Here is a 14,276-nt window from a genome sequence, read left to right as displayed (position 1 = left end):
GTATGGGATTGAGAGTCCAAACCAACATAAGTTCGATTAATGCACAAAGGAACTTAAACGTGTCTACACTTTTGCTAGCAAAACACACCGAAAGAGTTGCCAGTGGTTATCGAATAAATAAAGCAGCCGACGATGCAGCAGGGCTCGCTATTTCGGAAAAATTACGTTCCCAAGTCAGAGGTTTAATTCAAGCACGACGCAATACCAACGATGGCATTAGCTTAATTCAAACAGCAGAAGGGGGACTTCAAGAAATATCCACTATGCTTATTCGTTTGAAAGAACTTTCTGTACAAGCCGCCAGCGATACCATTGGCGATTTAGAACGAGGTCATATTCAAAAAGAATTTGTTGCCCTCAAGGATGAAATCGATCGCATTGCCACTTCGACCGAATTCAATGGCACCCGCCTTTTAACAGGTATTGCAGAAATTCCCGCTGTTTTAAAAGAAAACAGCAACCTCCCGCCCTTGGAAATTCAGGTGGGTGCTTCATACTATAAAGATGTTGATGACCTGTACACCGTCCGCAATCCGACACATATCATTCGAATTAACCTTGAGAAAATCAACGCGTTAACAGGTGGTGAAGGCTCACTCGAAATTGGAAGCGCAACGGATGAAGAGGGGACACGGGTGGATAAAAAAGTTTTTGCACAAAAGAGTATGCAGAGACTCGATCAAGCTATAGATAAAGTAAATGAATACCGTGCCATATTAGGCGCTATTCAGAATAGAATGGAACACACCGTGGCTAACACAAGTGTGACCATCGAAAACTTAGAAGCCGCAAAGTCCAGAATAAAAGATGCCGATTATGCCGAAGAAAGCTCACAAGTTGTACAGCAGGGAATATTACAAAAAGCGGGAATTTCTGTTCTTTCACAAGCAAATCAAATACCAGAAATGGCTCTGAAGCTTTTAGGTTGATCCCTTAGGATTATTTAGATAAGACCGAGTCCGCAGAAGCATTTTCTGTTTTGTGAATTATTTAAGGCTTTATCTAAACATGCAAACTCATTCTCTTAGTACCACAAAAATTTTTATCCAGGATGTCACTCTCCTCGATTGTGCCATACTTTACCCAAGCTTTGGCCCCAAAGGAAAAAGTTGGTATGTGGACGTTATCTGGGAAGGTAACAAAGATAAAAATGGTGTTCTGTTTGATTTCAGCCTTGCAAAAAAATCGGCAAAAAGTACAATTGATCACGAATATGATCATAAATTACTTGTAAAACCAAGCTTAATTCGCTTTCAATCGAATTCGCAAATTATTGTGATTGGAAATTATAAAAACTCCGATAATAATTTATTATTTGCTATTAATACCTATAATAATTCTATTAAAAGAATTTCAAGGGAAACTTTAATTGCACTCGATAATGATGATGTTACTTTACTTGAAAAAGAAATTGCGCAATCTATTTTAAGAAATTCTCCCGAAAATGTTACGAATATTAGTGTAAAGTTACGAGAGCACGAACACAAATTAAAACCAAATTATTACAGTTACACACACAGTCTCTGTTACCATTATGGCAATTGCCAACGCTTCCATGGCCACAGCAGTGTCATTGAAGTCTTTAAAAAAGGCAAATTTGACCTTAGAAAAAGTTCCTACGCAGCTAAAAAGCTAGATAATGCTTATATTATTTCTCAGAATTATGTTGTGAAAGATTGGAATACAAAACTCATTCAAGAGCTCATCGATCACTGCCCTGAAATAACCGATCTCAAAGAGCATCACATTGCCGCGCAATACAAAGGCACCCAAGGCGAAGTCGCTGTGATTATACCTAAAGATCATGTTTTTACTTTAGAACAAGAAAGCACTGTTGAAAACCTCGCTGAATTTATTCGCGCACAGTTTCCACCCGATGAAAAAGACATTGAAATCAGAGCTTATGAGGGCTTATCAAAAGGTTCTATTTGCAATATTTAATTTAACAACTAAGGATTATTATGAGCTCAAGTTTTCTGTTAAATGAAATATATCCTTGCCTCCAAGGAGAAGGTGTTAATTTAGGAAAACCCTCGTTGCTCGTCCGATTTCAAATTTGTAACTTACGTTGTGTTTGGTGCGACACACCCTACACTCACACTTTTAAAAGTGATCCCCTGGAAAAAGAAAACTCTAAAAGCAAACAAAAATTTGTAAGATACACTTTGGAAACACTGGTTGAAAAAATAAAATCTTTTCAAATAAATCACTTGATATTAACTGGAGGTGAACCCACTTTGCAAAATTTGGGATTATTAATGCGCACCTTAGGAAATAACTTCACAGCCGAAGTCGAAAGTAACGGAACCCGCATCCCTCATTTACAAATTCCAAATTTTTTAGAACAAGATTATAACTTAATGCAATGGAATATTTCTCCCAAATTTTCTAATTCAGGAGAAAAAATAATTTCAGAATCCTTGCATCACTGGTCGCATTTATCCCAAAATCACAACTCTGTTTACTTTAAATTCGTCGTCAGAAAAGATTTTGTTGAAAATGATATGACTGAAATTTTAGACATTGTAAAAACCTATCATTTAGAAAAAGCTCGTGTCCTTCTCATGCCCGAAGGAACTCATTTAGAATCACAAATAAACAACGTCTGGCTCCATGACAAGTGCATTAAATACGGTTTTCGCTATACCCCCCGCCTCCATGTCTTATTATTTGGGAACTTAAGGGGCGTTTGAGTTTTGAAGTTGAAATATTATGATTTGTTTTTATTTTGAATTGAATTAAATTGTTTTGACGTATATCAAAAAATTCTTATTCAACATTTAATTTAATAAATGTATTAAATTTTGGAAAAAATCACTCCAAATAAAATTGAGATATTTTTAAGCAAAGCGATAGAAATAATTATACAATGATTTCTTGATCTTAAGTAATGGAAATGATAATAAAGAAAGTGATTTAATACTCGAACGAAATCAGCTTAATCGAAAACTTAGCAACAAACTTTTACCATGGAGCACATTTATGAAACAAGAAAACCTAGTTACCTTTAATCTAAGCATCACATTGTCCTTACCAAATAATACTTTACAAAAAACTCATAAAATTTTGAAAACCCTATTTCTTTTGTCAATGCCAACTTTGCTATTTATCATGGCTAGTATTTCGACATATAAAATAACTTAGAGTATATCAATATTACAGTTGATTTCATATTCTATAGCGAAAAATCATCCCTACTAAAACAATAGGGAAAGTTAAATTATCACTGACTAAGTATTAAATTACTTTCGGATCATCCTTAAAAAATAAGGAAATTAAACATTAGCATTTAATTAAACAAATGTAAATAAAAATTTATTTTATTATTATATTTAATAGCACTATGAAGATCATTATGAACTTTGATGCTGGTTATTTTTGCTGCCATTTTTAAATTTAAAGTAACAGATAAATAATAGAAAATTTCAATATCTAAAAAATGTGTAAAATAAAAATATTTATCAAAAAAAGAGTAAAAACATATTAACAGTTCATGATCTTGACTTGTTACAGCATAAATTATAAGTAATTAAAACTACTTGAAAAAAGGATTCAAGAATGGTGCAACTTGAAAGAGATTTATTTTTAGGATGCGCAAAAAAAAATTCAGACAAAGAATTTCATGGGATTTTATACCATTTACTTGATGCTGGGGCATGTTGTCTAGAAATTATAAGCAAGGAAAAATTTTTAGTTAATCTCATAGCTCCCTTCCTAATGAATAAATATAACTATAACGTCGCCAGTCGAATATTAAGCTTTTTTACCGCTGTACATGATTTAGGTAAACTCTCGCCTGTTTTTCAAGCATTTATTTTAAAAAATGAGCCTCATAGTTTTTTTTACAAGCAATGGCAATCCAGTTATAAATACTGGAATGATATAAATAAATTTATTCTGCGGAATAAAGACAATTTTCATCATGGCTATATAAGTACTCAATCATTATTAAATTATTTTTATAAAAAATGTGATAAATTAAATATTAAAAGTGCGATTACAAGATTTTTAGTTGCAATAGGACATCACCATGACAAATTTCATAGTAAAAACTCATTAGATTCTTTACATTATTTTAACGAAATAAGATATTTCGATATAAATGAATCCTATTGTGGTTTAAAAAATTGGGAATTATTACGAGAAAATTTTATTGATGAAATATGGAGAATTATCGTTGGTGATTTTCTTCACATGGATCAATTTATTGACGATTTTCATTCGGATAATCATGAATTAACAAATAATTATGAAGTTATTTTTGCAGGGCTTGCCTGTGTGTCTGATTGGATAGCTTCTAATGAAAATTTTTTCCCCTATGAAGCCGTTGTTAAAAATTCTGATGAAATAAAAAATTATTTTTTTGATAGAAGATCACGAGCACAAGAAGTTTTACAAGATAAACTTTATTGGGGATCTGAAAAATGCCGATACTTTAAACAGCACAGTTTTAAAAACATTTTTGGCTTTAACCCGCGTTCGTTTCAAGAACAAGTGTTTGAACTTGTCAAACAGTGCCAAAACCCCAGTCTAACCATTATTGAAGCTCCCATGGGACTGGGAAAAACAGAAGCAGCTCTTTCATTTTTAATGTCTCCCTATGCACAGCAGAGTCGCGGACTTTATTTTGCATTGCCAACTCAAGCAACCAGCAATCAAATGTTTACAAGAATTAATACAATTTTAGAAAAGCTTTTTGAATTGCATGGACAAAAAGTACAACTCCAAATTTTACATTCAAATAAAAATTGGAATGATACCAATATTGAATTGATGAAAAATTATTATAAAAACGATAAGCCTTTATCATCAGTAACCGATGATACTTCCTCTACCTATGACAATGATACTTACGATGATATCAATTCAAATAAATCGACACTTTCAAGCCCTTGGTACGAGAACTCCAGGACGGGATTACTAGCTGAATTTGGAGTTGGCACAATTGACCAGGTTTTAAATTGTGTTTTTATCAATTCAAAACATTATTTTGTTAAGTTATTTGGCTTAGCAGGTAAAACAATTATTCTCGATGAGATTCATGCTTATGATGCCTATATGGATGAAGCAATATGCAAGTTGTTACAATGGTTAGGCCATAATCAATGTCAAATTATTCTTCTTTCAGCAACTCTGCCAAAGGATAAGAGAGATAAATTTTTAACAGCATTTAACAATAAACAAAAAATTATTTCTAGCGAAAATGGTTTTCCAAGAATAACAAATGTAAGCTGGAATAAATCAGATTCATTTAAGGAAATTATTGCTTCTTCAATAGATACTCAAAATAAAAAAACTCCGACAAAATTGTTTGCAATTGCAAATTTTAAAGAGATTGTAGCCATAGTAAAAAATAATATTAAAAAAATCAATAATCAGTATTATGGTAATATAGGAATTGTTTGCAACACTGTAAATACAGCGCAAAAGCTTTTTGAAGAATTTTTAAATGACGACTTTTCTAAAGAAGACCTTCTACTTTTTCATGCCCGATTTTCATTAAATTTAAAAACAGAAAAAGAGTCCTTTATAAAAGAAAGTCTTGGCAAAGAACAATTTAGAAATCACATAAACAATCTAAAAAGTTCAAGACCAAAATTCAAAATTATTATAGCCACTCAGGTCATTGAACAAAGTTTAGATATTGATTTTGATTATATGTATTCCTTCCTCTGCCCTATCGATTTACTATTACAAAGAATGGGTCGGCATTTTAGACGATGCCGTTGGGATTTAGAAACAGCAATACCATTAGAGCCAACTCAATTCGGAATTTTTCATGAAGCCTGTGATGACTCCCATTTGCCCCTTTTTGAGCTTTGCAGAGGGACAAAAAATGTTTACTTTGAATCTGTATTATTAAAATCATATTTAGTTTTAAAAGATTTTTTATCTAAAAACAATAATATTATTGATGACATTTGTGATTTAGAGTTTCTAGTTCAAAGTGTTTATTCCAATAGTTCAGAGCAATTTTCAAAGAAAAGAATTATAGAGTCAGAAAAGGAAATGTTTGCTAATAATGTAAGTACTGCAAAAAAAGCTTTATCAGTCACTATTGATTCTCCCATGCATAAAAAAAATTATCATAATTGGTTTATGAACTTATTTTTTGAAAGAGAAGACAAAGTAGGAAATTCTAATTTACCACAAACACGATTGTTTAACAAAACAGAACAACTTATATTAATTATTAAGCATAATAATAAAAATTACACTTTAAACTATCATAATAAACTTGTTGAATTGCCTCATTTATTTACAGAAGAGAAGGAGGAAATAATAAATATTTTACATTGTCAAATTACAGTTCCTTTCTATGTAACAAAAGATTTAAATAATTCCGATGTTGAAAATTTAGATTCACACAAAGTATTAAAACATTATAAAATATTAAATATGGAGTGGAATGGTAAATATGCAGTTAAAAACCTTGAAAATACTGAGATAAGATACTGTTCACATTACGGCTTTAAATACACTAAAAATAAAAAGAGTTAAAATATGAAGGAACAAATTGAAACAAATATTTATAGTAAAATTCCTATTATTCCCGTTATTCAGCATAATGGTGAAAAAAGACTTGTCACATTGAGAGAATTTCTTATAAATTCTATACATTATTCTGATTTCTGTTTAAGTTATTGCTCGGAGCGCATTGCATTTAATCACTTTATTATTCTCATTGGCTTGGCCATGTGCCATAAATTCAATAAATTTGAATTTAAAAATTCTGAGGATTTTATTGAAAATATGGTTAAATATTTAGACCAGTACGAACAACATTTTGAACTTGCAGGTCCAAATTATTATTTTTTGCAGCAAAATTTCAATGAAAAACTTATGGAAAAAGAAATACAATCTATTGCAAAACTACTTCCCGAAGTAGAAAGTGGCAATAATAGCAATTTTTTTACAAAAGCAGATGATTCAAGTCCCCGAAAATATAATCTTCCAGAAGTATTTTTCGCTTTATTGCAAGGACATTTGATTGGATATGGCGGTTTAGGAGGGGGGTTTAAAAATGATGTATATAACTTCACAGATACATTTGCAGCAAAACCTATTTCTATTTTCATAAAAAAAGAAAATTTGGCTGACTCTATATTTATAAATGTCAATATAAATAATATTTATAATGAAAAAAATGAAGAATTAAAAAGAATTGCTCTGACCCCCATATGGGAATGCCCTGATCATGGCGTAGAAATGCTAGCAAAATTTAAAACACTGACAGGAGCTGAGGTATATCAAAAATTTGGTTATGAGCGCATTATTAAAATATATTGGGAATACGATTCAAACAACAATCAACCCTATGCTTGTTTTAGTAAAATTGCTCAAGGAATTAAAAAAGACGATGATATTGAAAAATATTATTTGAATGTTGCTATTACGAAAACGAGTAAAGAAGAAGATATCTATTTAAAACCAAATCAAGATAAAGTTCTTTGGCGCAATTTAGATAATGTATTGCATCGCTTTTCATTAATCAAAAAAAATTCGGAGTTAACTTTTTTAATTAATGAGACGTTTGAGCTTGAAGCGTTAGGACTTTATTCTGATAAAGCAAAAATTTTTGGCTCTATTCGATCCTTATTTAAAATTCCTACAGATTTAATTGATGAAAAAAATTTAAATAAACTTAAAAAGTGCATAATTTTAGTAGAAAAAAATCAGACCTACTTATATGCAAATTTTAAAGATTCTTTAAAAAAATTACCCTCCAATGGAGAAAAGGAAATGGCAAAAGAAGATATTGATGCGTATCTTCAGCACACTTCTGCGTTTATGGAATACTGGAATTTTATAACTTTATATTTTAATAGCTTTTTTGTTTTTGAAAAAATTGTAAATAATTTCGAACATTTTTCAGAGGAGCTTGAAAAGAAAATTAGAGAAGCTAAGCTGCGAGCAGCCGATAAATTTATACAAGATTTTCCACATAAATCTACTAAATATAAATTAATGGGAATGATATATAAAGGAATTCATTATGTCGGAACAATATAGTTTTAGTTATGACGAGGCAAAAAAATATCTTTATTCAATTGCTCATCGCATTGAAAATTTAATTGAAGAAAGAGAGAAAGAAAATACTCCTATCTCAAAGGAAATTATTGCACATTTAAGAAGATCAAGAAAAAATAACAATAATGAACACTATATTTTACATTCTTTAAATAAACTTAGACTTATTGAAGATGAAAAGTATTCAATATTAAGTAATAATTATTTCTTTAATATCTTAAAAATGATTATTCCTATACATTCCGATTTAGGAGCATACTGTTTGAAATTTGAAATAGACGAAAATGCTGAAAATTCTAATTTCAAAGCAGAAAGCAAAAATTTTGGCTATTCCTTAGGAAAATTATTAGCCCAAGAAGAGATTGGTACTGTGGAAAATGTTGAAAAAAAATTTTTAAAGCTTCTTTCTACACCGTTATCTCAAATTGAAAATCAATTGTATTCCGTTATCTCTTCACTCTTAAGTACATTTGGAAAATTGTATATAGATTGGCCTTTATTATATGTTGACCTTTATTTATGGGAGTATGATGAAAAAATTCAATATAAGTGGTCAAAATCATTTTATAAGTATGTCGCAAAAGATGAAAAAAATAAAAAATAAATTCTTTATACAAAGGAGAAAGTATGTTTTTTGAAATATCCGTATTACAACAGTTTTCAGGAATTAATTTAAATCGTGATGATACAAACTTACTTAAAACCATTGATTTTGGAGGATTCAAAAGACAGAGAGTATCTTCCCAATGTTGGAAAAATGCAATTAGAAAGCATGACGAATTTTTTTCAAATATAAACTACGATCATGGTATTCGTACAAAAAAAATGGCAAGTGAAATTTTTAATTTGGCAGGTAAAGAATTTGATACAGAAAAAAATAGAAAAAGCGTCAATGAATTTTTAAAAAATGTTGGTCTTGGAGAAATGGAAGTACAAAGAAAGCAAAAAAATAAAGGACCTACATTATTTGAAGCTGAAAATAATGAATTTGATAAATTAAAAACCCTATTCTTTACAAGTGAAAAAGAATTAGCTCTTGCTACTCAAATATTAAAAAAACAAAATTTTGACCCAGTAAGTTCAGCAAAAGAGTTTAATAAGGAAAGATTAAATTTCCCTTTAGCCCCTGACATTAGCTTATTTGGAAGGATGGCGGCATCGGAAGTAACTTTAAATGTGGAATCTGCCGTGCAGTTTGCCCATGCTATTTCAACCAACGAAATTCTAATTGAAGACGACTTCTATACAGCTTTGGATGACTTAGCAAACTCTGCTGAAAGAGCCGATGCGGGAGCAAGCATGATGGGTTATACGCAAATTGCAAGCCCATGCTTTTATAGATACGCTTGTATCAGTATGGAAACATTATTTAAAAATTTGAATAATGATAAAGAATTAACGCTGAAATGTGTAAATAGTTTTATAGAAACGTTTGTTAACGCCATACCAACAGGCAAAAAGAACTCAACAGCTCCTTCCACATATCCCGATTCCGTTTTAATTAGTTATTCAAAAAAACAGCCCATTAATTTGGTTAATGCCTTTTTAAAACCTGTTAGAATGGAAAGGCACTCTAAAATATCTTTAGCAGAAAAATCTAGTTTTCAATTATTTGAATATCTGGAAAAATTAAATGATTTGTTTGAATGGGAAAAGGAAAGAAAAAATATATGTTATAGCCTTTTCGCAGAAGCTCTAAATATAAAACAAGAAAAAAGTTCACTTAAAATTCCAATTGTGGGATCAAAATTTTCTGAAAATTTAAATCAATTTTTAAAAGAAAATATTTGGAGTAAATAATGACGCAATATTGGTCTTTATGTATTAATTTGCAAGGGCCAATGCAAGCCTGGGGAGTAGAAAGCAAATTGACTTTCAAAAGTACTTCCCTTGCTCCCAGCAAGTCTGGTGTCATTGGAATTATTGCAAGTTCACTTGGTATTGAAAGAAATAATATTGATTATTTAAGCAAATTATCTCAATTAAAATTTGCGACAGTTTGTCTTGAGAAAAAACCTAAATTTATTTTAAAAGATTACCATACTATTTCTGATGTTTCTCAATGTAACGGAAAAATTAAGGACACAGAACTCACAGATCGATTCTATTTAATTGATTGGCATTTTTTGGCCATAATTGAAGGTGATAATCAATTATTAGAAAAAATAAAATATGCTTTGCAATACCCAAAATGGCATGTGTTTCTGGGACGAAAATGCTGTCCCCCTGCCAGTCCTTTTATTTATAAAAATGCGTTAAAAGAATGTAGCATAGAAGATTTATTGAGCATAAACGGTGACTATTTATGCTATAAAGAAACAAATATTACAAATAAAATATTAAATAGTAAGTCTGAATTTGATGATGTTATTTCTTATGAAGATAGAACATTTTCTAAAAAAACTTACTTTGAAGATAGAATAGATTTAATTAAATTACAAGATACGATTTTTCCTTTAAAGGAACAAAAAAATGCTATACTTCATGAAAATTGAATTTAATAAAATCGATAACAAAAATTTCAACTTGCTTCGATTTCTAAATTCGCCGAACTTAAACTATGAAATTCACCAAAAAATTGAGCATTTGCAAGAGAACGAATCTACAAAAAAAAGAATCCTATGGCGTTTAGAGGGTAAAAATTCAAAATCTCCTTACCTCATAGTTCAAACAAACTTTCAACCAAATTTAGAAAGATTCAGAAATCAATTTAATTTTTCTCATTATTTTAAAGATGAAATTCATTTAAAAACTATTAATTTAAATCCTAATGAAGGAGAAATGTTCTTTTTTAAAATTAGAGCTAATCCAACAAAAAATGTAACCTTTTTAAAAGATAAAAAAAAGAAAGGCCATAGAATTCCTATTACAAAAACTAAAGATGATGAAAATGATGTTGATGAAATTGCACATTGGCTTGAAAGAAAAGGCAAGCTTCATGGATTTTCACCTTTAAATTTAAATTATTTTAAAGAAACAATATTAGAATTAGAAGTAGTTAAAAATAAAAAACATACTAGCATTCATAATTCTATTTTATTTTCAGGTTTACTTCAGGTGAAAGACTCTAATTTATTTAAAAGTACCATTGAAAATGGAATTGGTAACGCCAAAATTTTAGGTTTTGGTTTGCTTTCAATAAAAAGAATGCACTAATGAAAGACTTGACTATTCTGCCAAAAATTCGAGATAGCATAAGCTATCTCTACATTGAGCAAGGCATTATTGAGCAAGATGATAAAAGTATTTCCGTTTTTGATGAAACGGGAAAAACTCAAATTCCAATTTCTTCATTAACATTATTAATGCTCGGTCCTGGAACGAAAATTACTCATGCAGCAATAAAAACAACAGTTGAAAATGGATGCTTAATTGCCTGGACAGGAGAAGAAAGTGTGCGCTTTTACGCAAGTGGTTCAGGAGAAACAAGATCGTCATCAGCTCTTTATTTACAAGCAAAACTAGCCATTAATAATGAAAGTCGCATTGAAATTGCAAGAAAAATGTATCAAAAAAGATTTTCCGATCCTTTACCTAAACAACTCACCCTAGAACAAATTCGCGGCAAAGAAGGCGTTAGAGTGCGAGGAATTTATCATAAAGAAATGGAGAAATATGGTCTTAAATGGAAAGGCCGTGATTACGATCGCAAAGACTGGAATAAAGCAGATGAGTATAATCGAGCTATAGCCGCCGGTAATGCCTGCTTATATGGAATTTGTCATTCTGCTATTGTCGCTCTGGGTCTCTCTCCCGCTTTAGGATTCATTCATTGCGGTAAACAACTCTCTTTTGTCTATGACATTGGCGATTTATATAAGGCCGAATTAACAATTCCAATTGGAATTGAAATTGCAGTTAATAAACCAAAAGATCTCGAAAGAACTGTGCGCCTCAGACTTCGAGATGAATTCAAAAAGCAACGAATTCTTTCACGTATTGTAGAAGACATTCAAGAATTACTTGGATTAAATGAGATTAATTCAAAAAATTTTGATACAGATCCCGCAGCACCTGGATTTCTTATAGGTGAAAACTCTGTAACAGCAGGTGGAAAGAATCATGGTGATCATCATTCTTGAATGCGTCCCCCAAGGATTGAGAGGAGAACTAAGTCGTTGGCTTATTGAACCTCAAGCTGGAGTCTTTGTTGGAAATATCTCTGCTTTGGTACGTGAAAAAATTTGGTTGAAATGCCAAGAGGAATCAAACGGAGGCAAAGGAACTCTGATTTATAACTACAACAATGAACAGGGCTACGAACTTGTTACGTTTGGGGACTCAAAAAGACAACCTATTGAATTTGATGGATTAACTCTTATAAGGCTTAATAAAAACTAATGGAACTACGTTATTTGAAAAGTGAATATGAATATTTTATATATTTACATGACATAGATGATAAATTATTAAACTTTTATCTGAAATGTCTTAATCATTTCCCCACGTATGTGGGGATGATCCGTAGGATTTAACGTTTCAGCATCAATTCTAAGGCATTTCCCCACGTATGTGGGGATGATCCGTGGGAACATGAATGTGCAGAACATTTTTTGTACATTTCCCCACGTATGTGGGGATGATCCGTATTAATTTAAGAAAAGAAGCAATATTAATCTCATTTCCCCACGTATGTGGGGATGATCCGATTTTTCGCTTCTTTTGTTGTTCTAAGGGATACATTTCCCCACGTATGTGGGGATGATCCGATCTACTCTCGGAATATCCTTTGCTGCATATCCCATTTCCCCACGTATGTGGGGATGATCCGTCCCTCCTGCTTTTTTTGCTCCCATATGTACACATTTCCCCACGTATGTGGGGATGATCCGATATAATGTCTTTGATTTGGAGTCTAATAACACATTTCCCCACGTATGTGGGGATGATCCGTCTTCAAATTCTTGATCAGCAAATCTCAAATTCATTTCCCCACGTATGTGGGGATGATCCGAAAGTAACAGAGATAAAAACTCGGTTGAGCAACATTTCCCCACGTATGTGGGGATGATCCGTTTTTAGCAAATGTTACTTCTCTGTTGATTAACATTTCCCCACGTATGTGGGGATGATCCGATGATGTTTTAGATGTGCTTTTTGAAAAGTTGCATTTCCCCACGTATGTGGGGATGATCCGTTCCTGTGGCAGAAGTTCCTGTGGCAGAAGTTCATTTCCCCACGTATGTGGGGATGATCCGTCACTTAGTGAAGAAATAGAATACAAAAAAAACATTTCCCCACGTATGTGGGGATGATCCGAAATTAAAAAAGCCTGTCACAATTTTATGAAAACATTTCCCCACGTATGTGGGGATGATCCGCCTTATTCAAGTGGAAAATCCATTTTTAAATCCATTTCCCCACGTATGTGGGGATGATCCGAGAAAGCGAGATATGAGCGATTAGAGAAGCGCCATTTCCCCACGTATGTGGGGATGATCCGATTTTATGGTACGATATTTGCAAGCTGTTCTGCATTTCCCCACGTATGTGGGGATGATCCGTTTTCAAATTTGCTTAAAGATGAGGGTATAGACATTTCCCCACGTATGTGGGGATGATCCGGCTTAGAAGGTGCGCTCTCATAGCCTCAATTTCATTTCCCCACGTATGTGGGGATGATCCGATCGAAAAGATGTTATGAGAGAATTGCTAAACCATTTCCCCACGTATGTGGGGATGATCCGATCTGTCGCTTTAATAAATTTGATTATCTGAACATTTCCCCACGTATGTGGGGATGATCCGTGTATAAATAAGATATATACCTGACACTGCTACATTTCCCCACGTATGTGGGGATGATCCGAAAATGATGCGTTAGAAATGGTAAAATCCCTTCATTTCCCCACGTATGTGGGGATGATCCTAATGTATTTCTATTTGAAATCGCATCAAAATACATTTCCCCACGTATGTGGGGATGATCCGATATAGATGTGCTTTTTTTACTTGAATATCATCATTTCCCCACGTATGTGGGGATGATCCTTTTAAATGATCTTGCTGGTGCAAAATTAAAAGCATTTCCCCACGTATGTGGGGATGATCCGGTGGTGATATTCCTGCAATTATATCAAGACAACATTTCCCCACGTATGTGGGGATGATCCGGAACAAATAAACGCTATAAAGTAACGCTTATTCATTTCCCCACGTATGTGGGGATGATCCGTAATAATTTCTAAAATTAATATATAGTCATATCATTTCCCCACGTATGTGGGGATGATCCGTTAGAAGAC

At 32.2% G+C, this 14,276-nt stretch carries 11 protein-coding genes and 1 CRISPR repeat array (1 of these 12 cut by a window edge); all 11 genes read left to right on the top strand.

Annotation, left to right across the window (positions count from 1 at the left end; all coding sequences use genetic code 11):
• Positions 1 to 2: 2 nt before the first annotated feature.
• The 11 genes from AXG55_RS02220 (at position 3) to cas2e (ending at position 12,372) form a co-directional block, all read left to right on the top strand.
• Complete coding sequence (locus AXG55_RS02220; protein WP_148696516.1) at positions 3 to 929, top strand: flagellin N-terminal helical domain-containing protein; 927 nt, start codon at positions 3 to 5, stop codon at positions 927 to 929.
• 79 nt (positions 930 to 1,008) lie between these two features.
• Positions 1,009 to 1,941, top strand: a complete 933-nt coding sequence (locus tag AXG55_RS02215) for a 6-carboxytetrahydropterin synthase (RefSeq protein ID WP_148696515.1) — start codon at positions 1,009 to 1,011, stop codon at positions 1,939 to 1,941.
• Positions 1,942 to 1,961: 20 nt separating this feature from the next.
• A complete protein-coding gene (locus AXG55_RS02210; RefSeq protein ID WP_148696514.1) occupies positions 1,962 to 2,693 on the top strand; it encodes a 7-carboxy-7-deazaguanine synthase QueE in 732 nt (243 codons plus the stop codon).
• 865 nt (positions 2,694 to 3,558) lie between these two features.
• A complete protein-coding gene (cas3, locus tag AXG55_RS02205) occupies positions 3,559 to 6,501 on the top strand; it encodes a CRISPR-associated helicase Cas3' (protein ID WP_148696513.1) in 2,943 nt (980 codons plus the stop codon).
• A gap of 3 nt (positions 6,502 to 6,504) precedes the next feature.
• Positions 6,505 to 8,013, top strand: coding sequence for a type I-E CRISPR-associated protein Cse1/CasA (locus AXG55_RS02200; RefSeq protein WP_148696512.1), 1,509 nt, complete (start codon positions 6,505 to 6,507; stop codon positions 8,011 to 8,013).
• Positions 7,997 to 8,635, top strand: a complete 639-nt coding sequence (locus tag AXG55_RS02195) for a type I-E CRISPR-associated protein Cse2/CasB (RefSeq protein ID WP_148696511.1) — start codon at positions 7,997 to 7,999, stop codon at positions 8,633 to 8,635. The genes AXG55_RS02200 and AXG55_RS02195 overlap by 17 nt, the downstream gene beginning before the upstream one ends.
• 23 nt (positions 8,636 to 8,658) lie before the next feature.
• On the top strand, positions 8,659 to 9,831 hold the full coding sequence (cas7e, locus tag AXG55_RS02190) for a type I-E CRISPR-associated protein Cas7/Cse4/CasC (protein WP_148696510.1): 1,173 nt from the start codon (positions 8,659 to 8,661) through the stop codon (positions 9,829 to 9,831).
• A complete protein-coding gene (gene cas5e, locus AXG55_RS02185; protein WP_148696509.1) occupies positions 9,831 to 10,526 on the top strand; it encodes a type I-E CRISPR-associated protein Cas5/CasD in 696 nt (231 codons plus the stop codon). The genes cas7e and cas5e overlap by 1 nt, the downstream gene beginning before the upstream one ends.
• Entirely contained in the window at positions 10,504 to 11,187 is a 684-nt protein-coding gene (gene cas6e, locus AXG55_RS02180) for a type I-E CRISPR-associated protein Cas6/Cse3/CasE (RefSeq protein ID WP_148696508.1), read from the top strand. The genes cas5e and cas6e overlap by 23 nt, the downstream gene beginning before the upstream one ends.
• Positions 11,187 to 12,113 (top strand): type I-E CRISPR-associated endonuclease Cas1e, encoded by a 927-nt coding sequence (gene cas1e / locus AXG55_RS02175; RefSeq protein ID WP_148696507.1) that lies wholly within the window; start codon positions 11,187 to 11,189, stop codon positions 12,111 to 12,113. Before cas6e ends, cas1e begins: the two co-directional genes overlap by 1 nt.
• The gene (gene cas2e / locus AXG55_RS02170; protein ID WP_148696506.1) at positions 12,094 to 12,372 is read left to right on the top strand and encodes a type I-E CRISPR-associated endoribonuclease Cas2e; all 279 of its coding nucleotides are present in this window, start codon (positions 12,094 to 12,096) and stop codon (positions 12,370 to 12,372) included. The genes cas1e and cas2e overlap by 20 nt, the downstream gene beginning before the upstream one ends.
• A 95-nt stretch (positions 12,373 to 12,467) precedes the next feature.
• Positions 12,468 to 14,276: a CRISPR direct-repeat array (repeat unit 29 nt; unit sequence CATTTCCCCACGTATGTGGGGATGATCCG); it runs 2,065 nt beyond the window's last position.

It is taken from the genome of Silvanigrella aquatica, from assembly GCF_001907975.1.
GTDB lineage: Bacteria > Bdellovibrionota_B > Oligoflexia > Silvanigrellales > Silvanigrellaceae > Silvanigrella > Silvanigrella aquatica.
The sequence above is the reverse complement of the archived record's forward strand: the minus strand, read 5'-3'. Positions and strand labels throughout refer to the sequence as shown.

Bases quoted from the DNA above. Each gene is read 5' to 3' on its own strand.
- AXG55_RS02220 (WP_148696516.1), top strand. From the start codon at position 3: ATGGGATTGAGAGTCCAAACCAACATAAGTTCGATTAATGCACAAAGG.
- AXG55_RS02215 (WP_148696515.1), top strand. From the start codon at position 1,009: ATGCAAACTCATTCTCTTAGTACCACAAAAATTTTTATCCAGGATGTC.
- AXG55_RS02210 (WP_148696514.1), top strand. From the start codon at position 1,962: ATGAGCTCAAGTTTTCTGTTAAATGAAATATATCCTTGCCTCCAAGGA.
- cas3 (WP_148696513.1), top strand. From the start codon at position 3,559: ATGGTGCAACTTGAAAGAGATTTATTTTTAGGATGCGCAAAAAAAAAT.
- AXG55_RS02200 (WP_148696512.1), top strand. From the start codon at position 6,505: ATGAAGGAACAAATTGAAACAAATATTTATAGTAAAATTCCTATTATT.
- AXG55_RS02195 (WP_148696511.1), top strand. From the start codon at position 7,997: ATGTCGGAACAATATAGTTTTAGTTATGACGAGGCAAAAAAATATCTT.
- cas7e (WP_148696510.1), top strand. From the start codon at position 8,659: ATGTTTTTTGAAATATCCGTATTACAACAGTTTTCAGGAATTAATTTA.
- cas5e (WP_148696509.1), top strand. From the start codon at position 9,831: ATGACGCAATATTGGTCTTTATGTATTAATTTGCAAGGGCCAATGCAA.
- cas6e (WP_148696508.1), top strand. From the start codon at position 10,504: ATGCTATACTTCATGAAAATTGAATTTAATAAAATCGATAACAAAAAT.
- cas1e (WP_148696507.1), top strand. From the start codon at position 11,187: ATGAAAGACTTGACTATTCTGCCAAAAATTCGAGATAGCATAAGCTAT.
- cas2e (WP_148696506.1), top strand. From the start codon at position 12,094: ATGGTGATCATCATTCTTGAATGCGTCCCCCAAGGATTGAGAGGAGAA.